Origin of the sequence: Methylocystis sp. ATCC 49242 (genome assembly GCF_000188155.2) — a bacterium.
Classification (GTDB): Bacteria; Pseudomonadota; Alphaproteobacteria; order Rhizobiales; family Beijerinckiaceae; genus Methylocystis.
This window is the reverse complement of the sequence record NZ_KE124774.1, coordinates 2275711-2297683: the sequence shown is the minus strand read 5'-3', so window position 1 is coordinate 2297683 and position 21973 is coordinate 2275711. Positions and strand designations below refer to the sequence as shown.

The following is a 21973-nucleotide window of genomic DNA, read 5'->3' as shown; positions in this document are numbered from 1 at the left end:
TTTAATGCGCCTCGTCCCAGTTGGCCGCGGCGCGCGCGTCCACTTTCAGCGGCACGGCGAGTTGAACGGCCGGCGCCGGCGCCTCTTCCATCACGCGGCGTGCGATCTCGATCGTCGCCTCCGCTTCTTTCTTCGGCGCCTCGAACACCAGTTCGTCATGCACCTGCAACAGCATTTGCGCCTTTAGTCCTTCGCTCGCCAGCGCATCGTCCATGCGGACCATGGCGCGGCGGATGATGTCGGCGGCGGCGCCCTGGATCGGCGCGTTGATCGCCGCCCGCTCATAGAAGGCGCGGTCGGAGGCGTTGGCCGAGCCGATTCGCGGGAAATGGCAGACGCGGCCGAAGATCGTCGTTACCGCGCCCTTCTCGCGAACGAGTTTTTTGGTCGCCTCCATATAGTCGCGTATGCCGGGGAAGCGCTCGAAATAACGCTTGATATAGGCGCCCGCCTCCTCGCGCGGAATGGAGAGCTGATTGGCGAGGCCGAAGGCGGAAATGCCGTAGATGATGCCGAAATTGATCGCCTTGGCGCGGCGGCGCACCTCGGGCGGCATGTCTTTCACGGGCACGCCGAACATCTCGCTCGCCGTCATGGCGTGAATGTCGATTCCGTCCGCAAAGGCTTTCTTGAGTTGCGGAATATCGGCGATATGCGCGAGAAGCCGCAATTCGATCTGCGAATAGTCGGCGCTTATCAGCACATGGCCGGGCGATGCGACGAAAGCCTTGCGAATCTTGCGTCCCGCCTCGTTGCGCACCGGAATGTTCTGCAGATTCGGGTCCGACGATGAGAGCCGCCCCGTGGTTGTCGCGGCGAGCGCATAGGACGTATGGACGCGCCCCGTTTCCTTGTTGACGAAGCCGGGCAGGGCGTCGGTGTAAGTGCTCTTCAATTTCGAGAGCTGCCGCCAGTCGAGAATGCGACGCGCGAAATCATTGCCCTCGTTTGCGAGGTCTTCGAGCACGCTCGCGGATGTCGACCAGGCCCCGGTCGCGGTTTTCTTCGCGCCGGGCAGGCCCATCTTTCCGAAGAGAATGTCGCCCAATTGCTTGGGCGAGCCGAGATTGAAGGTCTCGCCCGCGAGATCGAAAATATCGGCCTCCAGCCGCGCCATGTCCTGAGCGAATTCGCCCGAGAGGCGCGAGAGCATGGCGCGGTCGATGGTTATGCCGCGCCGCTCCATGCCCGCGAGCGTTGCGACCATCGGCCGCTCCAGCGTCTCATAGACATTCGTCATATGCTCGGCGGCGAGACGCGGCTTGAGCGCGCGCCATAGGCGCAGCGTCACATCGGCGTCCTCGGTGGCGTATTCTGTCGCACGATCGAGCGCGACCCGCGCAAAGCCGATGAAATTGCGTCCCGACCCCGCGACGGCGGAGAAGGGAATATTCTCATGGCCGAGATGCTTCAGCGTCAGCTCGTCGAGCCCGTGATTGTTGCGGCCGGTGTCGAGCGTATATGAAATCAGCATCGTGTCTTCGATCGGCGCGACGTCTACGCCGTAGCGCGCCAGCACGAGCAGATCGTATTTCATGTTGTGCGCGATCTTGAGAACGGCGTCGTCCTCGAGAAGCGGCTTGAGTGTCGCAATCGCCTTGTCGAGGGGGATCTGTCCCTGGAGCAGCGCGGCGCCGCCAAAGAGATCGCCGTCGCCCGGCTCGCGATGCTGCAACGGAATGTAACAGGCGCGCCCCGGCGTTATTGCGAGCGACACGCCGACGAGCTCGCAGCTCATCGGATCGAGCGAGGTTGTTTCCGTATCGACTGCGACAACGCCCGCATCTGTCGCCTCTGCGACCCATTTTTCGAGGCTCGCGAGCGAGGTTACGGTCTCATAGGCGGAACGGTCGATCTTCGTCGCCTGCGCCTCGGCGCGGCGCACAGCGGCGAGACTCGCGGGCGTCATGCCCTCCGCCTTGCCGCCGTGCTTCGATTTTCCGGCCGTCTTCTCCCCTTTCGGCGCCGCTGCGGGCGCGTCTTCCCGCACCTCCCCATTGCGCGCGCGCCAGCCGGCGGGGCCGACGAAATCGGCATCGGGCTCGATGTCATGCGCGTCGACGCCGTAAAGCTCCGCGACGCGGCGGGTGATCGTCGTGAACTCCATCGCCTGCAGGAAGGAGACGAGCTTTTTCGCGTCGGGCTCTTCGAGACCAAGCTCGTCGAGCTTCGTCTCCACTGGCGCGTCGCGCACGAGCTCGACGAGCTTTTTTGAAAGACGGATGAGCTTGACCGCCTCAGGCTCTGTCAGCGCCTCGCGGCGCTTGGGCTGCTTGATGCCGGGGGCCTTTTCGAGAAGCGTGTCGAGATCGCCATATTCATTGATGAGCTGCGCGGCGGTCTTGACGCCGATGCCCTTCGCGCCTGGCACATTGTCGGTCGAATCGCCGGCGAGCGCCTGAACGTCCACGACCTTCTCTGGCGGCACGCCGAAATAGTCGACGACCTCCGCTTCCGTAATCAGCCGCTCCTCGCGCGCGCCGGACGCCGGATCGTACATCGTCACGCCGGGGCCGACGAGCTGCATGAGATCCTTGTCGGCGGACACGATGAGCACGTCGGCGCCTTTCTTGCGCGCCTGTTCCGCATAGGTCGCGATGAGGTCGTCGGCCTCGTAGAGATCCTGCTCGATCGGCGTGAGGCCGAAGGCGCGCACGGCGGCGCGCATGAGCGGAAATTGCGGGACGAGGTCTTCCGGCGGATCGGGCCGATGCGCCTTGTATTCCGGGTAGATTTCCTTGCGAAAGGATTTCTCGCTCTTGTCGAAGATGATGGCGAGATGGGTCGGCTTCACGCCCGCCGCGCCCTCGCGCACGAATTGCAGGATCTTGGCGCAGAAGAGCCGCACGGCGCCGGTCGGCAGCCGGTCGGAGCGGTAGTTATATTTCGCGTCCTGCCGGATCGACTGGAAATAGGCGCGAAAGACGAAGGACGAGCCGTCGACGAGAAAGACATGGCTGCCGCGGCCAACGGGGTTGTGCTTGGAGCTCATGAGGGCATTGTAGCGGGTCGCTCCTGCCCTGTCCCTCCCCGCAAGGGGGAGGGAGACGTGGCTCGCGAGCAGCGATGTTGATGAGGACGACAGTCTGCTCCCTCTCCCGCGTAAGCGGGGGAGGGCTGGGGGGAGGGGGCCTTAGCCCAACCGCCCCAGCGCCGCGTTGAGCTTTTCGATGCGCGCGAGAGCTTCTTCGCGGCGCTCCTTGTGTTCCTCGATCACTTCCTCGTCGGCCTTGGCGAGGAAGCCGGGGTTGCCGAGCTTCGCATCGACCTTCTTTACCTCGCCCTCGAGCTTGGCGATTTCCCTGGCGAGACGCGCCTTTTCCGCGCCGAGGTCGATCACGCCCTCGAGCGGGATGGCGACGACGCTTCCGCGCACGATGATCTGCGCCGAGGACTTGGGCGCGGAGTCTGCGAAGCCGACCTTCGACTGTCGGGCGAGCTTGCGGATCGTCTCCTCCCAGCGCGTCGCGCGCGACTGAAGCGTCGCATCAGCGCCAATCAAGAGAAGCTCGGTCTCGGTGTTGAGGTTCATCTCGGCGCGAAGCGAACGGATTTCCGAGATGAGGTCCACAACCCAGCCGATCTCGCTCTCGGCCGCCGCATCTTCGAGCCCTTCGAGCGAAGGCCATCGGGCCAGAACCAGCAGGCTCTCGCGCTTCGGCCCCTCGGCCCCCTTGATCGCCCAGAGCTCCTCCGTGATGAAGGGCATGAAGGGATGCAGCAGCGCGTAGATCTGGTCGAGAACGAAGGCGGTCGTCGCGCGCGTCTCATCCTTTTCGGCGCCGTCGGGGCCGGTGAGGAGCGGCTTCGTCAGCTCCACATACCAGTCGCAGAAGACGTTCCAGACGAAGCGATAGGCGGCGCCCGCCGCCTCGTTGAAACGATAGGCGTCGATCGCCGCGCTCACCTCGCGCACGGTGCGCGCCGCTTCGCCGACGATCCAGCGGTTGAGCGTCACCTTGTTGGCGCGCGGATCGTAACTATCGACGCGCGCGCAGCCGTTCATCTCGGCGAAACGCGAGGCGTTCCAGAGCTTGGTCGCGAAATTGCGGTAGCCTTCGACGCGCTGCGTCGAGAGCTTGATGTCGCGTCCCTGCGCCGCCATCGCCGCGAGCGTGAAACGCAACGCGTCCGCGCCATACTCGTCGATGAGATGCAGCGGGTCGATGACATTGCCCTTCGACTTCGACATCTTTGCGCCTTTCTCGTCGCGGACGAGAGCGTGGATGTAGACGTCCTTGAAGGGGATTTCCTTTTTGAAGTGCAGGCCCATCATCATCATGCGGGCGACCCAGAAGAAGATGATGTCGAAGCCCGTGACGAGAACATTCGTCGGATAGAATCGCGAAAGCTCCGGCGTCTCGTCCGGCCAGCCGAGCGTCGAGAAGGGCCACAGCGCGGAGGAGAACCAGGTGTCGAGCACGTCCTCGTCGCGCGTGAGCATTACGTCGGCGCCGGTGCGCGAGCGCGCGGCGACATGGGCGGCTTCCTCCGTCTCCTCGACATAGACATTGCCGTCTTCGTCATACCAGGCGGGAATGCGATGGCCCCACCAGAGCTGACGCGAAACGCACCAGGGCTGGATGTTCTCGAGCCATTCGAAATAGGTTTTTTCCCAGTTCTTCGGCACGAAGCTTGTTCGGCCCTCGCGCACGGCGGCGAGCGCCGGCTGGGCGAGCGTCTTGGCGTCCACATACCATTGGTCGGTCAGGCGCGGCTCCAGCACCGCCTGCGAGCGGTCGCCGTGCGGGACCATGTGCTTATGGTCGTCGATTCCGTCGAGAAGGCCCCTCGCCTCCATCATCTCGACGACGAGCTTGCGCGCGGCGGAACGGTCATGTCCGTCGAGCGCGGCGACGGTCGCGGCGAGTTCTTCCGACGGCTCCACGCCCTCGTGGAAGTCGGCGTTGGCGCCGAGCTGCATGCGCGCCTGCGCGTCGAGCACATTGATGAGCCGAAGGCCGTGGCGCTTGCCGACCTCGAAGTCGTTGAAGTCGTGCGCGGGGGTGATCTTCACCGCGCCCGTGCCCTTCTCGGGATCCGAATATTCGTCGGCGACGATGGGGATCAGACGCCCGACGAGCGGCAGGCGCAGGCGCTTGCCGACGAGCGCCTTGTAGCGCTCATCTTCCGGATGCACGGCCACGGCGGTGTCGCCGAGCATGGTCTCCGGACGCGTCGTCGCGACGACGATGAACTCGCCGGTCTCTTCGCCCGCGTCATCCACGACCGGATATTTGAAGCGCCAAAGATGGCCCTTCACTTCCTGTTGCAGCACTTCGAGATCGGAGATCGCCGTGTGCAGAACGGGGTCCCAGTTGACGAGACGCTTGTCCTTGTAGAGCAGCCCGTCGCGATAGAGCTGCACGAAGACTTTCGCAACAGCGCGCGACAGGCCCTCATCGAGCGTGAAGCGCTCGCGAGACCAGTCGCAAGAGGCGCCGAGGCGCTTCAACTGTTCGACGATCTTGCCGCCGGATTCCGCTTTCCATTCCCACACGCGCTCGAGAAACTTCTCGCGGCCCATCTCGCGGCGGCCCGGCTCCTGGCGCTCCATGAGCTGGCGCTCGACGACCATCTGCGTCGCGATGCCCGCATGGTCCGTGCCCGGCTGCCACAGCACATCCTCGCCCTTCATGCGGTGATAGCGCACGAGAATGTCCTGCAGCGTATTGTTGAGCGCATGGCCCATGTGCAGGCTGCCGGTGACGTTCGGCGGCGGGATGACGATGGAATAGGGGGCGGCGCCCGCGCGCTCGGGACGGCCAGCGCGGAACGCCTGCGCGTCTTCCCAGGTGGTGCGGATGCGGCTCTCGATGGAGCGGGGGTCGAAGGTTTTTTCCATGGTCATCGGGTAAGCCGGGCGTTCGTTACAAAAATCCCTCCCCTTTACGGGGAGGGATGGGAGCCCCGAGATTGCGGCTCGCGATCAGGCGAGCTGCTTGATCGCGCCTTTGCCGGCGTAGACGGCCGCGTCGCCAAGCTCTTCCTCGATGCGGATGAGCTGGTTGTATTTCGCGGTGCGGTCGGAGCGCGCGAGCGAGCCGGTCTTGATCTGCCCGCAGTTCAGCGCGACCGCGAGATCGGCGATCGTGCTGTCCTCCGTCTCGCCCGAGCGATGCGACATCACGCTCGTGTAGCCAGCGCGGTGGGCCATATCGACGGCGGAAATCGTCTCCGTGAGCGAGCCGATCTGGTTGACCTTGACGAGAATCGAATTCGCCGTGCCGGTCTTGACGCCCTGAGACAGGCGGCTGACGTTCGTCACGAAGAGATCGTCGCCGACGAGCTGCACCTTCTTGCCGATGGCGTCGGTGAGCTTCTTCCAGCCCTCCCAATCGTCTTCCGACATGCCGTCCTCGATGGAGACGATCGGATAGGCGCTCGCGAGCTTGGCGAGATAGGCGACCTGCTCATCGATGGTGCGGGTTACGCCCTCGCCTTCATAGACATATTTGCCGTCCTTGAAGAACTCGGTCGCGGCGCAGTCGGAGGCCAGATGCACGTCGATGCCCGGCTTGAAGCCGGCGGTCTCGATCGCCTTCATGATGAAGTCGAGCGCCGCCTCGGCGGAAGGAAGGTTCGGCGCGAAGCCGCCTTCATCGCCGACCGAGGTGGCGAGCCCCGCCTTCTTGAGCGCGCTTTTCAGCGTGTGGAAGATTTCCGCGCCCCAGCGGATGCCTTCGCGCACGCTGTCCGCGCCGGTCGGCATGATCATGAATTCCTGAAAATCGATGGGGTTGTCCGCATGGACGCCGCCATTGACGATGTTCATCATCGGCGTCGGCAGGACGCGCGCCTGCACGCCGCCGACATAGCGGTAGAGCGGCAGGGCGGAAGCCTCGGCGGCCGCCTTGGCGACGGCGAGCGAGACGCCGAGAATGGCGTTGGCGCCGAGACGCGCCTTGTTCGGCGTGCCGTCGAGCTTGATCATGGTCTCGTCGATCGAGACCTGGTCTTCCGCGTCGAGGCCGAGCAGGGCGCCGGCGATTTCGTCGTTCACATTGTCGACCGCCTGCAGCACGCCCTTGCCGAGATAGCGCTTGGGGTCGCCGTCGCGCTTTTCCACGGCTTCATGCGCGCCGGTCGAGGCGCCGGACGGAACCGCGGCGCGGCCCGATGAGCCGTCCTCCAGCGTCACATCGACCTCGACGGTCGGATTCCCGCGCGAGTCGAGAATTTCACGGGCGTGGATGTCGATGATTTCCGTCATTGAAGGGCCTCTTTATGATGCGGCGCGGAGCAGCGCCGCCTTTTAGCCCTATTAGGCCGTGCGGGAAAGCCTCGCAGCGCCCGGAATGTGCGTTTTGCGCTCCGGCGCGCGTCCGATCTTTGTGCGACGCGGAAAGATCGTGGCGGCGAAAGCGGTTGACTGGCGCCGCCGGGCCGCTATCCTTGAGATATATCAAATACAAGAGTGAATCTACGGCGCTTGTTGCTACATGATTCGAAGTAAACTCGGCAAAAGCGCATCGTTCGACTTCACAAACACCAAGAAAAAGCGTCGCGCGGGAGGAACAGATGGCGTTTGGCAACCGACGGTTTACGCTCGCCGCAGCGGCGATTGTTTTCGGCGCTCAGGGCGCTGCGGCGCAGACGGCGGAGCATGTCGCCGCCGTGCAGGGCGTTCTGGAGAAGTCGCCCGTGCGCGCCGGCCAGTGCGCCCCGGTCGCCGAGGACTTTCAGGGCTGGCCGGCCGCGCTCGTGCAGCGCTGCGAATACAAGAACGGCGACATGACCGGCGTCGCCTATGTGCTCGACGTGAAGCCGGAAGTCATGGCCAAATGGATCGAGACCGGCTGCGAGGCCCATATGAGCGGCGTCGCCGCCTGCTTCGACCGCATGCTCCGCTGCGCTGTCGAGAAATCCAACGCGACATTCGCCATTGGCGGCAATGTCATCGCCGCGCGCAAAGGCGTGTTGCAGAACATGTTTTTCCGCAACGGCGTCGCCATCGGCGCTCCGATGAGCGGCAAGCCGGGCGCCGTGCCGGCGGAGGAGCAGGAAAAGCTCGCCAGGACGCCCGAGGCCGCCGTCGAGGCGATGCCGGGCGGCGGGGCCGTCGCCTACTGGCACACCATGCCGTTCCAGTTCGCCGTGAAAGCCATTGACCTCGGCGTGCCGGCCGAGATGAACACGCCCGATCGCCGCCAGAAATGGCTCGAGGTGATCAGGGCCGAGATGCAGACCGCCCTGACCACACCCGTCAACCGCTTCCTCTCAGGCTGGATGACCGCGCATCCGATCACGCTGCGCACCGGCGAATGCGCGGACGACCGCGACCCGTAAGGGCGCGGTCCTTCGCCTCGCGACCTACATCCCGGCGCGCGCGCCTTCCGCCGCCCGATTGGCCTGATCCTCGGCGATCTTGGTCAGCATCTGGTCGGCGGCGTATTCCGCGTCGAGCATTTCGGACAGCAGCCGCTCGGCCTCGGGTTTTCCGAGTTCATGCGCCCATTCGCGCAGCGTGCCGAAGCGGTTGATCTCGTAATGCTCGATCGCCTGCGCGACGAAAATCACCGCGGCGTCGGCGGCGTCCGTGTCGCCGAATTCTCCCAGCATCGTTTCCCCCTCGTCGACGATGCCCTTGATCGCCTGACAGGTGATCGATTTCGGCCTGGCGTGGAACATCTCGAAAATCGCTTCGAGCCGTTTCCTCTGCGCCTCCGTCTCGTCGCGATGCGCCGTCAGCGCCGCTTGCAGACCGGGCAGGGTCGCTGCGCCCGCGAGATCCTTCAGCGCCCTGGAGGCGGCGTTTTCCGCCGAGTAGATGTCGCCGAGCGCATGAAGGAAGAGCTTTTCCAGCGCGTTCGTCGTGGTTTTCTTCGATGTGTCTTTCCTTGCCATCGCGTCCTCCTGCGAATGGGATTCGCATGCACGGCTCGGCGCCATCAGGGTGTCGATGTGTGAAGAAGCCGCCCATGCGGCGCTACGGCGTAAATGTCGCGGCGCCCGCCTTTGTCAACGCGAGGGCCGTGCTCTCCCCGGCTTGACGGGCGCTGCGCGTCGTTATCTTTACGGCCATGACCAGAATCCACGAAGGCGCCGCGATGCTCGGCCAACAGACGGTTTTGCCCGCTTCGCCGGACGACGCCGAACTCGATCTCGTGCCCAATCCGCACAAGGACGCAAGCTATCTCGTGCGCTTCACGGCGCCGGAGTTCACCTCGCTCTGCCCCGTGACGGGCCAGCCGGATTTCGCGCATATCGTCATCGATTACGTTCCGGCCGAATGGCTCGTCGAGTCGAAATCGCTGAAGCTCTACCTCGGAAGCTTCCGAAATCACGGCGCCTTTCACGAGGACTGCACGCTGCGGATCGCGCGCGACCTGGTCGCGGCGATGAAGCCCGCTTGGCTGCGCATCGGCGGCTACTGGTATCCGCGCGGCGGCATCCCGATCGACGTTTTCTGGCAAACCGGCGCGCCGCCGGAAGGTCTGTGGCTGCCGGATCAGGGCGTGCCGCCCTATCGCGGGCGGGGGTGAGCGGCGGCGCTGTCGGATGATCCGCGTTTCGTTGCGACGCTGCATCTGCTAGCTTGATCGTCCATCGCTGCGAGCGGCCGGCCCAGAGCGTGGCTCATGTTGACGGAAGACGACATCGCGGACTGGCGGCGCGTCGCGCCATCGCTTGTCGTCGCGGATGTTGCAGACAGAGCCGTGATCTACAGCCAGGGCGACCATGTCGCCTTTCTCCACTGCGTGCTGAAGGGCGTCGTCAAGCTCTCGCATGTCGCAAAGGATGGCCGTCAACTGACGATCGCCGTCCTGAGTTCGGGCGGAGTTTTCGGGACGGCGGCGGCCATCAGGCCCGCGGAACACGCGGCGACGGCGATTGGCGAGGCCCGCATCGTCAGGATCGCGCATGCGGATATCGCCCGTCTCGTCGGAAAGAATCCGGTCTTCGCCGCGTTTCTCAACCAGGGTCTCGAAGCCTCGCGGGAGCGGGCGGAGCGCAAGCTCGTCGACTGCCAGACAAAGACCGTCGAGGCGCGTCTCATCGAAACGCTCTGCGAACTCGCGCTCACTTTCGGCGCGCCGTGTTCGCATGGCTATTCGCTCGAGATACCGCTCACGCAACAGGACATTGCCGATCTCGTCTGCGCGAGCCGTCCCGTCGTGACGAAGATCATGAACGCGCTTCGACGCCGCGGCGCGCTCGATTACCAGCGTGAAATGATCTGCGTGAACCACGCCGCGCTTCGGTCCTTCGCCGGATCGAAATCTTTCGAATTGTAACCCGGATGACAGACATCGACGCCGCCGCGCCTTAACGCTTTCTCATGGCGGGCGCGTGTGAAAATCGGCGCGCCGCAAGAGAAAAGGAGCGCGATCATGAAGCTCATCACGCCGCGCGCGCACGGCTATCTCGATTATCTCACCGTCGTTGTTTTTCTCGCCGCACCGAGCCTGCTCGGCTTCGACGGCCTGCCGGCTCGACTGGCGTGGACGCTCGCCGCCGTGCATCTCGCCATGACGCTGGCGACGAATTTCCCCCTCGGCCTTTTCCGCCGCCTGCCATTCTCGGTTCATGGCTGGATCGAGCGGATCGTCGGCCCCACGCTGCTTGTCGTCGCTTTCCTTCCGGGCTTTTACAGCGTCGGCCCCGCCTTTCTTTTCTTCGCGGCCATGGGGCTTGTCATCGTCGCCGTCGGCTGGCTGACGGATTATGCCGACGCCCCGGAGCCCGGGCTCGTTCAAAACCCCTGAGCGGCAATGGAGGGCTCGAGGTTACTTATTCGCTGCGTGAGGGCGCTATGAAATCGCCTTCGCCAGCCGATCGAAGCCCATCAATTGCTCCATCATCGCGCCCAGCTCGCCGAGCGGAACCTGCGTCGCGGGGTCGGAGGTGGCGGCGTCGGGATCGGGGTGCGTCTCGACGAAAAGCCCGGCCACCCCCACCGCCACGGCGGCCCGCGCGAGCGTCGCGACAAAGCGCCGCTCGCCGCCCGAGGACGCGCCGCGTCCGCCCGGCTGCTGCACGGAATGTGTGGCGTCGAAGATCACCGGCGCGCCGGTCTCCCGCAGGATCGGCAGCGCGCGCATGTCGGCGACGAGGGTGTTGTAGCCGAAGCTCGCGCCGCGCTCGGTGACGAGAACGCCGCCCCCGCCCGCCGCGCGCGCTTTCTCGACCGCATGGATCATGTCCCATGGCGCGAGGAACTGGCCCTTCTTGATGTTCACCGGCCGTCCAGTCCGCGCGGCGGCGACGATCAGGTCGGTCTGACGGCAAAGAAAGGCGGGGATTTGCAGGAGGTCCACGACTTCCGCGACGGGGGCGCATTGTCCGCTCTCATGCACGTCGGTCGTCACCGGCAGTCCCGTCGCGGCCTTGATCTCGGCGAAGATCGGCAGCGCTGCGCTCAGCCCCACGCCGCGCGGCGCGTCGCCGCTGGTGCGGTTGGCCTTGTCGAAGGAAGCCTTGAAAACGACGCCGATTCCTAGGCGATCCGACAGCCGCGCGAGTTCACGCGCGACCTGAAGCGCCATCTCCCGGCTCTCCAGAGCGCAGGGGCCGGCGATCAGCGTCAGCGGCCGGTCGGCGCCGATCTCGACGCGGCGCGCGCCTTCTCCGATAGGAACTGTCGTCACGCGCGCTTTCTCTCATGTTTTGACGAGCCGCGCGACCTCCTTGCGCAGCACAGGCAGAACCTCGGCCTCGAACCAGGGATTGCGCTTGAGCCAGCCCGTGTTGCGCCAGGACGGATGCGGCAGCGGAAAGATGAGGGGCCGCGCGTTTTGAAAATCGCGCCAGCGCGCGACGATCTGCGAGACACCCTGTCCCCTGGGCAGCGCATGACCGAGCCGGGCGAAGTGATAGTCCTGCGCATAGCGTCCGATGGCGAGCACGGTTTCGATCTGCGGCAGGGCGGCGAAGAGTTCGTCGTGCCATCGGGCGCGACATTCGCGCCGCGGCGGTAGGTCGCCGCCCGCCGCGTCATTGCCGGGAAAGCAGAAGCCCATGGGCGCGATGGCGATGCGCGAGACATTGTAGAAAGTCTCGCGGTCCACGCCCATCCATTCGCGCAGCCGGTTGCCGGAAGGGTCGTTGAAAGGGAGGCCGGTCTGATTGACGAGATTGCCCGGCGCCTGGCTCGCGATCAGCAACCGCGCGCTGGATGAAACGCGCAACACCGGGCGGGGCTCATGCGGCAGCGGCGCGCCCTCGGGCGTCTCGACGCAGAAACGGCAGGCGCGGATGCGCGCGACGACTTCGTCGAGTTTCCTTGCCTCGCCACGCGCCATTTACGCGGAGGCTCCCGGTCGCGCCGCGACTTCCGCGCGCCAGCGGGCGAGGTGCGGGAGATCGTCGGGGATTTCGACCCGCGCGAGTTTCGTCAATTCCATGGCGATGAAAGCGGTAATGTCGGCGATGGTGAAATTTTCATTGGCGATGAAGCGACGCTGGGCGAGTTCATCGTTAACAAAACGCATCATGCGAATCGCGCGCGGGCGCTGCGCCTCGGCGAACTCCGGGAACTGCGGCTGCTCCAGCGCCGCCATGCGCGGATGGCTGTGGCGGAAAGCCATCGCGACGGGCGCAAACAGGCCGAATTCCATGCGTCTCTGCCACATTTCGACAAAGGCCTGCTCGCGGCCGCCGCGTCCGAAAAGCGCCGGCTCGGGATAGAGAGATTCGATATAGCGGCAGATTGCGACCGACTCCGTCAGCACGGCGCCGTCGTCGAGCTCGAGCGCCGGCACGGTAAGCAAGGGGTTAATTTTCGCATAGGCGTCCGTCTTGTGTTCGAGCGCCATCAGATTCACGTCGTGCATGGGGATGGAGAGGCCCTTCTCGGCGAGAAAAAAGCGGACTCTTCGGGGATTCGGGGCAACGGGCGTCGTGTGGAGAAGCATTGCGTCCTGCGTTTTAGGGAGGCTCTGCCCCAAAATATGCCCGAGTTTACGACGATCGGGCAGGAGGCTGTTAATATTTCTCGACGATTATCCATACAGCCTACCTCAAGCTTCGTACTGCGTATCGTCCAGCATGAGTGAAGTTACCGCAGAAATGATCGAGCGCGGCCGCGGCCTCGATCCGCAGACAGCGACGCAGAAGCGTCGGCTCGGCGCAAAGGTGCGCGAGGCGCGCGAGCGGCTGACGACATCCGACACCGGCCACCGCGCCTGTGATCTGGAACTGCTCCGCGCCTACGCCGAAACGAGGGTCGAGTCCGCCATCTCGGCGGTCGCGCTGATCCTGATGATGACGATGCTCTCGCTCTATTGGGTGAAGACCAACGCCATCTTCATCTGGTCCGTTCTGGCCTTCTCCAGCCTCATCCTGTGCTACGGCATGGCGAAGCGGCTCGCATATTACGACGATTCGAAAATCACCGTGAAACGGTGGCGCACGAAATTCGTCGTCACCGAACTTGTTCATGGCGTCGTCTGGGCGGGCGTGGCGGGGATCCTGCTCAGTTGCAAGGATCCCAATGCGCGCATCTTCGTGATCGCCATGATGCTGCTGTCGGCGGCCTTCAACACCATGGTGACGGCGACCATTCCCGTCGCGGTGTACGCCGCGATCGTGCCGACGTCGCTGACGATCGTCTTCTTCATCGGTTTCACCGGTTTCGGCGACACCTCGGTGGCGCTGCTGGCGATGGTGGCGGTGACGCAGGTGTTCTTCTTCGTCCTCGCCAAGCGCTTCCATCAGCTCGCGTCGGAGAGCCAGTTCTTCCGCGCCGAAAAGAACGAGCTGATCACCGAACTGGAGCAGGCGAAGGCCAATTCCGACGAGGCGCGCCGCCGCGCGGAGGAGGCCAATCTCGCCAAGTCGCGCTTCCTGGCCACGATGAGCCATGAATTGCGCACTCCGCTCAACGCCATCCTCGGCTTTTCCGAAGTGCTCAAGGGCGAATTGTTCGGCCCCCACGCCAATCCGGCCTATCGCGACTATTCCAACGACATTCATTCCAGCGGCCAGCATCTGCTCATGCTGATCAATGAAATCCTCGACCTCTCGCGCGTCGAGGCCGGGCGTTACGAGCTGAAGGAAGAAAGCGTCTCGCTCGTCGGCGTGGCTCAGGAATGTCGCCATCTGCTGACGATCAGGGCGCAAAAGCGCGATATCAGAATGATAGAGGTGGTGGAGCCGAGCCTTCCGCGAATCTGGGCGGATGAGCGCGCGGTGCGGCAGGTGATTCTCAATCTGCTCACCAACGCCATCAAATTCACGCCGCAGGGCGGGCAGGTGACGATCAAGGTCGGCTGGACCAGCGCCGGCGGCCAATATATCGCGATCAAGGACAACGGCCCCGGCATTCCGGAAGACGAGATCGCGGTGGTGATGTCCTCCTTCGGGCGCGGGATGCTCGCGCAGAAAAACGCCGACGAGGGGACGGGCCTCGGCCTGCCGATCGTCAAGGGACTTGTCGAATTGCACGGCGGCCAGTTCGTGCTGAAGTCGAAGGTGCGCGAAGGCACCGACGCGATCGTCGTCTTCCCCGCCCAGCGCGTGATGAACGCCTTGCCGAAGTTCGACACGCCGGCGGACCAGCACACGCGACGCCCGGCGGCCTGAGCAAGGCTGGCGCAGGACGTTGGTCGGCGCTAGTTTTGGCCGACCAACATGACAGCCGACGACAAGCCCCCCCTCTCCGACTCCGCGCTGGTGCTGTTTTCCGGCGGCCAGGATTCGACGACCTGTCTCGCCTGGGCGCTGACGCGCTTTTCTCGCGTCGAGACGCTGGGCTTCGACTACGGTCAGCGCCATCGCGTCGAACTCGAGCGCCGCGCCGCCCTGCGCGAAGGGATCGCGCGCATTTCACCCGCCTGGCGCGAACGGCTGGGCGAGGATCACACCATCTCGATCGAGGCGCTCGGCGCCATTTCCGACACGGCGCTCACCCGCGAGGCCGAGATCGCGATGAACGTCGACGGCCTGCCCAACACTTTCGTGCCGGGCCGCAATCTTCTCTTTCTCACATTCGCGGCGGCGCTCGCCTACCGGCGCTCGATTCTCGATCTCGTCGGCGGCATGTGCGAGACCGATTATTCCGGTTATCCCGACTGTCGCGACGGGACGATCCGCGCCATGGCGCAGGCGCTCAGCCTCGGCATGGACCGGGCGTTCGTCATCCACACGCCGCTCATGTGGATCGACAAGGCGGCGACATGGCGACTGGCGCAGGAGCTCGGCGGCGACGCGCTGGTGCAGCTCATCGTCGAGGAGAGCCACACCTGTTACCTTGGGGAGCGCGGCCGGCCCTTCGACTGGGGTTATGGCTGCGGCGAATGTCCCGCCTGCCAGTTGCGCGCGGCGGGGTGGGAGAGGTTCATCCCGCCGGACTGAAGTCGCCCCCGCGGGACTTGACGCCCGCCTTGAACGTAATGTTATAACGTCAATGTAACATTATAACGTTATTACCCGGGCGGACATCGATGAAGCCTTTCGTACGCTGGCTCGCTGCGCCGACCCTCGGCTGCGCCGTCATGGCGGCCCATCCGGGTTTTGCGCAGCAGGCGCTGCCGTCGATCGACATTGGCGCGGCGAGCCCGGTCAAACGGCGCGCTCCGGCGCGGGTTCAGGCCGCGCAGATCGCCGCGCCCGCGCCTCGCCGTCCCGCCGCGACGCCGTCCGGAACCTCGGCGGCGGCGCCCGAGGCGCCGCCGCGAGGGACGCTTCCCATCGTCACGGATCAGTTCGGAACGGTGACGGTCGTCACCAATGGCGAGCTGCGCCGCTCGACCGGAACGACGCTCGGCGATCTTCTGTTCGCGAAGCCGGGCGTCACCGGCTCCAGCTTCGCGCCCGGCGCCGCGAGCCGCCCGATCGTGCGCGGTCTCGACAATTACCGCGTCCGCATTCAGGAGAACGGCGTCGCGTCGAGCGGCGTTTCCGAACTGGGCGAGGACCACGCCGTCCCGCTCGATCCGCTCGGCGCCAGCCAGGTGGAGGTGGTGCGCGGGCCCGCGACGCTCCGCTGGGGCTCGCAGGCGATTGGCGGCGTCGTCAACGTCTCCAACAACCGCATTCCCGACGCGCCGCCCTGCAGCGATTCAGTCGTTTTCCGCGACAAGGGCTGCGCGCGTTTCGAGACGCGCGCCGCTTTCGCCACCGTCGATCTCGCGCAGGAGGGCGCGGCGCTGCTCGACGCGGGGCAGGGCAATGTTCTGGTGCACGCCGACGTGCAGGGACGGCGCGCGAACGACTACGCCATTCCCGGCTATCCCTATCTCTACCCGCCTGAGCCGCCGCCCGTCGTCTACGGGCGCCAGCCCAATTCCGCCATGCGCTCCGGCGGGGCCTCGCTCGGCGCGACCTATCTTTTCGACAGCGGCCACGTCGGTTTCGCGGTGACGCAGTTCAATACCCAATACGGCATTCCCGGCGTCGAGCCGGCGGAGACCTCGACGCGCATCAACATGCGCCAGACCAAGGTCAGCGGCAAAGGCGAGTTCCGGCCGCAATCCTCTTATGTCGAGGCCATCCGCTTCTGGGCGGGGCTCTCGGATTACAAACATCATGAAATCGCGAATCTGGACGGCGCCTATGGCGTGCTTCAGACTTTTACGAGCAAGGAGCTGGAGACGCGCGTCGAGGCGCAGTTTCTTCCCCTTCGCCTCCCCTTCGCGACGCTGAAAAGCTTCTTCGGCGTGCAGGGCGCAAACCAGATCCTGACGTCGCCGGGCGTCGAGGGCGGCCTGTTCAATCCGAACACGACGAGGAGCGTCGCCGCCTTCCTGTTCAATGAATTCAGATTCACCGACGCGCTGCGCATGGAGATTGCGGGGCGCGTCGAAAACGCCAATGTCGCGGGCTCTTCGCCGAATCTTTTCGTCGCCCCGGACATCAACCTGACGCGCTACCGGAATTTCACGCCCATGAGCGGCGCGATCGGGTTCCTGCAGGACTTGCCGGGCGACATGGTCGCGAGCCTGACCGCCCAATATGTCGAACGCGCCCCTCGCGCGCCGGAGCTTCTGTCGCGCGGTCCGCATGAATCGACGGGCACATTCGACATTGGAAATCCTGATCTGTCGATCGAGGCGGCGAAGACGGTCGAGCTGGGCCTGCGCCGCGCCGTCGGGCCATTTCGTTTCGAGGCGTCCGTCTATTACACGCGCTTCGACGGATTCATTTATCGAAATTTCACCGGCCAGAGCTGCGGCGAGGATTTCGCGAGTTGCACGCCGGGCGGCGAGGGAGGCGAACTCGCTCAGGCGGTCTACGCCCAGCGCGACGCGGTGTTTCGCGGCGGCGAGTTCCAGAGCCAGTGGGACGTCGCGCCGCTTGCGGGGGGAACCGTGGGTGTCGAAAACCAGTTCGACGTGGTGCGCGCGAGTTTCACTTACGGCGGCAATGTGCCCCGCATCCCGCCCCTGCGGCTCGGCGGCGGCCTTTTCTGGCGCGACTCCAACTGGCTGGCGCGGGTGAATTTGCTGCACGCCTTCGCCCAGAACAATATCGCGCCCTATGAGACGCCGACCAGCGGCTACAATCTGCTCAAGGCCGAGGTCAGCTATCGGTTGAGGCTGGATCCCAACGATCCGAAGGGCCGCGAGATGATGGTCGGCGTCGTGGGGAACAATCTGCTCAACGACGACATCCGCAACAGCGTCTCCTTCCGCAAGAACGAGGTGTTGATGCCGGGGACGAATGTGCGGTTTTTTGCGAATATCGTGTTCTGAGGCGGGACGCCGTAGCGCTTTCGACTTGATCGGCGGCGCAAAATTTGGCATAGCCACCTCCGAACGATGCGCTGGGCGTTCATCCCGGCCAATGTGTTGTTGCCGAGGATAGATCGATGAAAGTCCGCAACTCTCTGAAATCACTGCGTTCGCGCCACCGCGCCAACCAGATCGTGCGCCGCAAGGGCCGCGTTTATGTGATCAACAAGGTGCAGAAGCGCTACAAGGCCCGCCAGGGCTGATACGGGCGCTGCACGCCTTTCGAAAACAGCCGCGAGCCCGGTCGGGCTTCGCGGCTTTTTCATTTGCTGGCCGACCGCCGCAACAGCGGCGGTTTTTTCTTGCAATGAAAGCATCGGGTTAACCGCTTCAAGCTTAGCCTTGTTCTTAAGCTTGTGACTTTAATTGTGTTTTCAGAAAATCTGCCGCATCTTTATGGGAGGGGCTGTTACTCTGCCGCCGCTCCTCCCGGCGGCGGGCGCGTTTTTGCGTGATGGGAACATTGAAATGTCGAGTATCATGATTGCGCCCGCGTCGCCCTCCCCGCAGGATCGGGAAAATCTTCTGACGAAACTGTCGAGCTGGGTCGGCCAGGGCCGCCGTCCTGCCGAACAGGAGCCAAAGGACGCGGCGCTCTCGCAGGAAACGCTCGACCAGATCGGCGCCGAGAACGAAGAGATCAAGAATCGCTGCGTGGATTTCGTCCGCAAGATCGACGAGCTTGCCGCGCTGAGGGAAAATTTCATCGAAATCTCCGGCTGGATCGGGCAAATCCTGGCGGTGCGTGAGCAGACCAATGCGGCGCTCGTCGAGCGCGCGATGATGCTCGCGCTCTCCGAGGGCGCGCTCGCCGATCTGAAAGCCGAGTCCCGCGCGCTCCATGACAGCAGGGAAGAGATCCTTGCGGAAAACAGCCTGCTTCGCGCCGAGAATGATCGTCTGAAGGCCTCGACGCGCAGCCGTGAGGCGCGGATAGAGGCGGTCGAGGCGGATTTGCGCGAGGCCATCGATGACGCAGCGCAATTGCGCCAGACGCTGGAGGCCGAGCGCGGCCAGTCGTTTCATCTCAAGAACGCGCTAGAGGCGGCGCAGGCGACCAACGAAAGAAACGACGCGCAGGTCTCGCAGCTCCAGGGCGACCTCGCCGCGCTTCGCGATCAGCTGGTCTTCGCCCGACAGCATGTCGAGAAGCTTCAGGCGAATCTCAACGAAAGCCAGCAGAACCACGCGAAGCTGCAGAACGCCTACAGCGAGAGCCAGCTTCAGGCGAAAGGGCTAGCCGACAAGGTTCGTGAACTGGAGATCGCGCTCGAATCCGACGGGCGTCAGCTGACCAGGCTCGACGAACTCTTCACCGCCAATCAGGCCGAGCACCAGAAGGCGCATGCGGCGTGGCGCGAGGAGAAGGAGGCGGACAGCCGCCACATCGCCGAACTCGAGGCGAAGATCGACATGCTGTCCGCCCATGCGCAGGCGCGCGACAAGCTGCTTTCCGAAGTGCGGGCAGAACTGCAGGCGAAGATCGCCGAGAGCCGGGCGACAGAACGCCGCGCGCAGGAGCTCGAAAAGAAAATTGCCGGCCTGTCGGAATATGCGGGAAAAGTCGCGCACGAGGCCGCGCAGCTGAAACAGAGGCTCACCGATCAGGAAGGCGCAAATGCGCGGCTGAGCCAGCGCGCCAAGAGCCTGATCCGCGCCATGCGCGATCTTTCGACGGAGGTCGAGCAATCAAAGCGCAAGGCGGAGCTCGCCGGCGAGCGTCTCGCGGCCGAAACGAAGCGGTTCGACGAGCGCCGCGCGCAACTCGAAAAGACGGTGCACGACCTCACCGAGCAACTCGAAAAGGAGCGGCTCTCCAAGCGGGTGACGGCGGGCGCGCTGGAGGCCGCGCGACAGCAGCGGTTCCAGCCGCCGCGTGACGAGGAAGTGAAGCTCGCCGACATATTGGCGCGCGCCGAAGAGGCGCACAACGCCGCCGAGGCGGAGGCTGTTTTCGCAAATGGGTTGCGCCGTATCACGCCCCCATGAGCGCGAGCACATGGGCCGAGACGCTGCCGCTCAGCGCCTCCAGATCGTATCCGCCTTCGAGGAGTGAGACGAGCCGGCCGCCGCAGCTTTTGTCCGCGACGTCCAGCAGCCGCTTCGTCGCTTCGCCGAAGTCCCGCTCCTTCAGCCGCAGCCCGCCGAGCGGGTCGCGTTCGTGGGCGTCGAACCCCGCGGAAATCAGGATGAGGTCCGGCGCGAAGTCCCGCAGCCGCGGCAGAATCCGGTCGGCCAGCGCTTCGTGAAAGGCGTCGCCGGTTGAACCGGCGAAAAGCGGCGCATTGACGATCGTGCCATGTTCGCCCGTCTCGTTGCGCCCGCCGGTGCCGGGATAGAAGGGCGCCTGATGAGTCGAGCAGAACAGCACGCTGTTGTCGGACCAGAAGATATCCTGCGTGCCATTGCCGTGATGCACGTCGAAATCGACGATGGCGACGCGCTCGGCGCCGTAGGCGGTCTGCGCGTGGCGCGCGGCTACCGCGACATTGTTGACAAAGCAGAAGCCCATCGGATTGCGCGCGCTTGCATGGTGGCCGGGCGGCCGCGCCGCGACGAAAGCCGTGTCGGCGGCGCCGCTCATCACCTCGTCGACCGCGGCGACGGCTCCACCTGCGGCGCGCCAGATCGCCTCCATCGTCTTCGGGCACATCAGCGTGTCGCTGTCGAGCGCGGCGTAGCCCTCCCTGGGCGCGGCTTCCTCCAGCGCCGAGACATAGGCTTGCGGATGAACGCGCAATATTGCGTCGAGGGACGCGGCGGGGCTTTCGACGCGCCCAAGCGACTGGAAGCGCTCCGCCTCCAGTCCACGTTCTATGGCGCGCAGCCGCTCGGGCTGCTCCGGATGACCGGGGCCCATCTCATGCGCAAGACCACTCGAATGTGTGAAAATCAGGGTTCTCACCGCAACGCCGCCGTGCGAGTCGGCCTTTGTGACCGCTCTTTTTTATCAGTTTCCGCCGTTCATTCGCTTATGTCCATGAAAATTGGAAGACGCCAAGCTTTGCATTTCCGGCGAGCCGCTTTGTGGCGAAAAATTGGCCGTGGCGCCTGCGCAACACAGCGAGAATATTGCTTCGGCGAGCGTGTTGCACCGATAGGTTGCGGGCAAGTTCGTGGTAAGGCTTTGCTAACGTCTGTTCCGCGGCGGAAAGGGGGACCATTATGAATTTGAGGCTATTGCTTGCTGCGACTCTCTCTGCAGTCGCGCTTTCGGCTTGTAACGGCACGCGGTTGCCGGATCCCAAGCTCTCCGGCCGCGACGCCGAATTCATGGCGCTTGCGCCCCAGGCTCAGATCGGTTCGGAGTTCGAGCGTTATCTGGTCGATTACAAGACGAGCGAACCCGTCGGCTCCATCGTCGTCGATTCGCGTCACCACTTCCTCTATTACGTCATGCCGGGCGGAAAGGCCGTGCGCTACGGCGTCGCGACGGGCCAGGACGCCATGGGCTGGACCGGCCGCGCCTATGTCGGCGCGATGCAGGAGTGGCCGCGCTGGATTCCGCCCAAGGACATGCTGGAGCGCTGGCCTCATCTTCAGCCGACGGCGGACGCCGGCGGCCTCCCGGGCGGGCCGGACAATCCGCTCGGCTCGCGCGCGCTTTATCTCTATCAGGACGGCAAGGACACGCTGTACCGCATCCACGGCACCAATGAGCCGGAGAAGATCGGCCAGGGCGTTTCCTCGGGCTGCATCCGTATGCGCGACATCGACGCCATCGACCTCTACAATCGCGTCAAGGTCGGCACCAAGGTCGTGGTGATCTGACGCTTCTCGCGCCCTCTCCCCGGTTGCGGAGAGAGGGCCGCTTTTTCAATCGGTCCGATTTTTATTGATTTTCCCGCGGCGTCTCGCGGACCGTTTTCCCCTCCGCCCCTCTTCCGAAATGAGCGCTGGCGCACGCCGTCCGGCTGCGCGGATGGTTAATTTCATCTTGTTTCTCGTTGGAGGGGAGGCGGAGATGGAGATTTCGGCGATACGCCACACAGCACGGATCGCAATGCTGGCTATTTGCGCATTTCTTCTCGTCGGCGCGGCCGCCGGAGGCTATCGCCTCGCGGCCGTCCACATGGAAAAGAGTGATTTTTGCGCCGGTTACGCAATATGCCGCTAGTTGCGTCATCCACAAAATTTAACGGAACGCGGGCGGCCGGTTAGCGTTAATAGGAAGAAGGCTCGAAGACTGAGATCTTGCTCCAAGAAAAGCAACCCGGCTCCTCCGCCCTTCACCGTTCATTTCAATCGGCGAGCGATGCATTCGCCGCGCAAGATTTTTTGGGGGGCTCACATGCGTA

The 21973-nt window shown here is 64.4% G+C and carries 18 protein-coding genes; 10 read left to right on the top strand and 8 right to left on the bottom strand.

Annotated elements, in window-relative coordinates; all coding sequences use genetic code 11:
• Position 1: 1 nt before the first annotated feature.
• The 3 genes from polA to eno all read right to left on the bottom strand — a co-directional run bounded on the left by polA (position 2) and on the right by eno (position 7213).
• Positions 2 to 2992 carry a DNA polymerase I gene (gene polA, locus MET49242_RS13295; protein WP_036283498.1) on the bottom strand — a complete coding sequence of 997 codons (2991 nt, stop codon included), beginning with the start codon at positions 2990 to 2992 and terminating at the stop codon, positions 2 to 4.
• A 141-nt stretch (positions 2993 to 3133) separates the two neighbouring features.
• Entirely contained in the window at positions 3134 to 5845 is a 2712-nt protein-coding gene (locus MET49242_RS13290) for a valine--tRNA ligase (RefSeq protein WP_036288053.1), read from the bottom strand.
• An 84-nt stretch (positions 5846 to 5929) separates the two neighbouring features.
• Complete coding sequence (gene eno, locus MET49242_RS13285; protein WP_036283496.1) at positions 5930 to 7213, bottom strand: phosphopyruvate hydratase; 1284 nt, start codon at positions 7211 to 7213, stop codon at positions 5930 to 5932.
• Between the two features lie 308 nt (positions 7214 to 7521).
• Between eno and MET49242_RS13280 the strand changes: the two genes are divergently transcribed.
• Positions 7522 to 8289: a hypothetical protein gene (locus MET49242_RS13280; protein ID WP_036283495.1), complete on the top strand. Its 768-nt coding sequence runs from the start codon at positions 7522 to 7524 to the stop codon at positions 8287 to 8289.
• A 24-nt stretch (positions 8290 to 8313) separates the two neighbouring features.
• Here the strand turns inward: MET49242_RS13280 and MET49242_RS13275 are convergent, their stop codons facing one another.
• On the bottom strand, positions 8314 to 8847 hold the full coding sequence (locus MET49242_RS13275) for a ferritin-like domain-containing protein (RefSeq protein WP_158497303.1): 534 nt from the start codon (positions 8845 to 8847) through the stop codon (positions 8314 to 8316).
• A 176-nt stretch (positions 8848 to 9023) separates the two neighbouring features.
• Between MET49242_RS13275 and queF the strand changes: the two genes are divergently transcribed.
• The 3 genes from queF to MET49242_RS13260 all read left to right on the top strand — a co-directional run bounded on the left by queF (position 9024) and on the right by MET49242_RS13260 (position 10709).
• On the top strand, positions 9024 to 9485 hold the full coding sequence (gene queF / locus MET49242_RS13270; protein ID WP_036283493.1) for a preQ(1) synthase: 462 nt from the start codon (positions 9024 to 9026) through the stop codon (positions 9483 to 9485).
• Between the two features lie 96 nt (positions 9486 to 9581).
• Positions 9582 to 10238, top strand: coding sequence for a Crp/Fnr family transcriptional regulator (locus tag MET49242_RS13265; RefSeq protein WP_036283491.1), 657 nt, complete (start codon positions 9582 to 9584; stop codon positions 10236 to 10238).
• Positions 10239 to 10334: 96 nt separating this feature from the next.
• Entirely contained in the window at positions 10335 to 10709 is a 375-nt protein-coding gene (locus MET49242_RS13260) for a hypothetical protein (RefSeq protein WP_036288047.1), read from the top strand.
• 45 nt (positions 10710 to 10754) lie between these two features.
• On the opposite strand, the gene kdsA is transcribed toward MET49242_RS13260, so the two are convergent.
• From kdsA to MET49242_RS13245, 3 genes are read right to left on the bottom strand one after another with little or no spacing between them, the layout of a single operon-like run.
• Complete coding sequence (gene kdsA / locus MET49242_RS13255; protein ID WP_036283488.1) at positions 10755 to 11591, bottom strand: 3-deoxy-8-phosphooctulonate synthase; 837 nt, start codon at positions 11589 to 11591, stop codon at positions 10755 to 10757.
• 12 nt (positions 11592 to 11603) lie between these two features.
• Positions 11604 to 12245 (bottom strand): uracil-DNA glycosylase family protein, encoded by a 642-nt coding sequence (locus MET49242_RS13250; protein ID WP_036283487.1) that lies wholly within the window; start codon positions 12243 to 12245, stop codon positions 11604 to 11606.
• Positions 12246 to 12857, bottom strand: a complete 612-nt coding sequence (locus MET49242_RS13245) for a glutathione S-transferase family protein (RefSeq protein WP_036283485.1) — start codon at positions 12855 to 12857, stop codon at positions 12246 to 12248. It abuts the gene before it with no gap.
• Positions 12858 to 12990: 133 nt separating this feature from the next.
• On the opposite strand from MET49242_RS13245, the gene MET49242_RS13240 reads away from it, so the two are divergent.
• The 5 genes from MET49242_RS13240 to MET49242_RS13220 all read left to right on the top strand — a co-directional run bounded on the left by MET49242_RS13240 (position 12991) and on the right by MET49242_RS13220 (position 19664).
• Positions 12991 to 14526: a HAMP domain-containing sensor histidine kinase gene (locus tag MET49242_RS13240; RefSeq protein ID WP_036283482.1), complete on the top strand. Its 1536-nt coding sequence runs from the start codon at positions 12991 to 12993 to the stop codon at positions 14524 to 14526.
• Between the two features lie 48 nt (positions 14527 to 14574).
• A complete protein-coding gene (queC, locus tag MET49242_RS13235) occupies positions 14575 to 15297 on the top strand; it encodes a 7-cyano-7-deazaguanine synthase QueC (protein WP_036283480.1) in 723 nt (240 codons plus the stop codon).
• Between the two features lie 89 nt (positions 15298 to 15386).
• Positions 15387 to 17636 (top strand): TonB-dependent receptor domain-containing protein, encoded by a 2250-nt coding sequence (locus tag MET49242_RS13230; protein WP_084679085.1) that lies wholly within the window; start codon positions 15387 to 15389, stop codon positions 17634 to 17636.
• Between the two features lie 116 nt (positions 17637 to 17752).
• On the top strand, positions 17753 to 17878 hold the full coding sequence (gene ykgO, locus MET49242_RS13225) for a type B 50S ribosomal protein L36 (RefSeq protein WP_036283477.1): 126 nt from the start codon (positions 17753 to 17755) through the stop codon (positions 17876 to 17878).
• Between the two features lie 265 nt (positions 17879 to 18143).
• Entirely contained in the window at positions 18144 to 19664 is a 1521-nt protein-coding gene (locus MET49242_RS13220) for a hypothetical protein (protein WP_144259620.1), read from the top strand.
• On the opposite strand, the gene MET49242_RS13215 is transcribed toward MET49242_RS13220, so the two are convergent.
• Positions 19651 to 20535: a histone deacetylase family protein gene (locus tag MET49242_RS13215; RefSeq protein ID WP_051134192.1), complete on the bottom strand. Its 885-nt coding sequence runs from the start codon at positions 20533 to 20535 to the stop codon at positions 19651 to 19653. The two genes, MET49242_RS13220 and MET49242_RS13215, sit on opposite strands and share 14 nt — an antisense overlap.
• A gap of 305 nt (positions 20536 to 20840) precedes the next feature.
• Here MET49242_RS13215 and MET49242_RS13210 point away from each other — a divergent pair, with 305 nt between their 5' ends.
• Entirely contained in the window at positions 20841 to 21446 is a 606-nt protein-coding gene (locus MET49242_RS13210) for a L,D-transpeptidase (protein WP_036283471.1), read from the top strand.
• Positions 21447 to 21973: the final 527 nt, after the last annotated feature.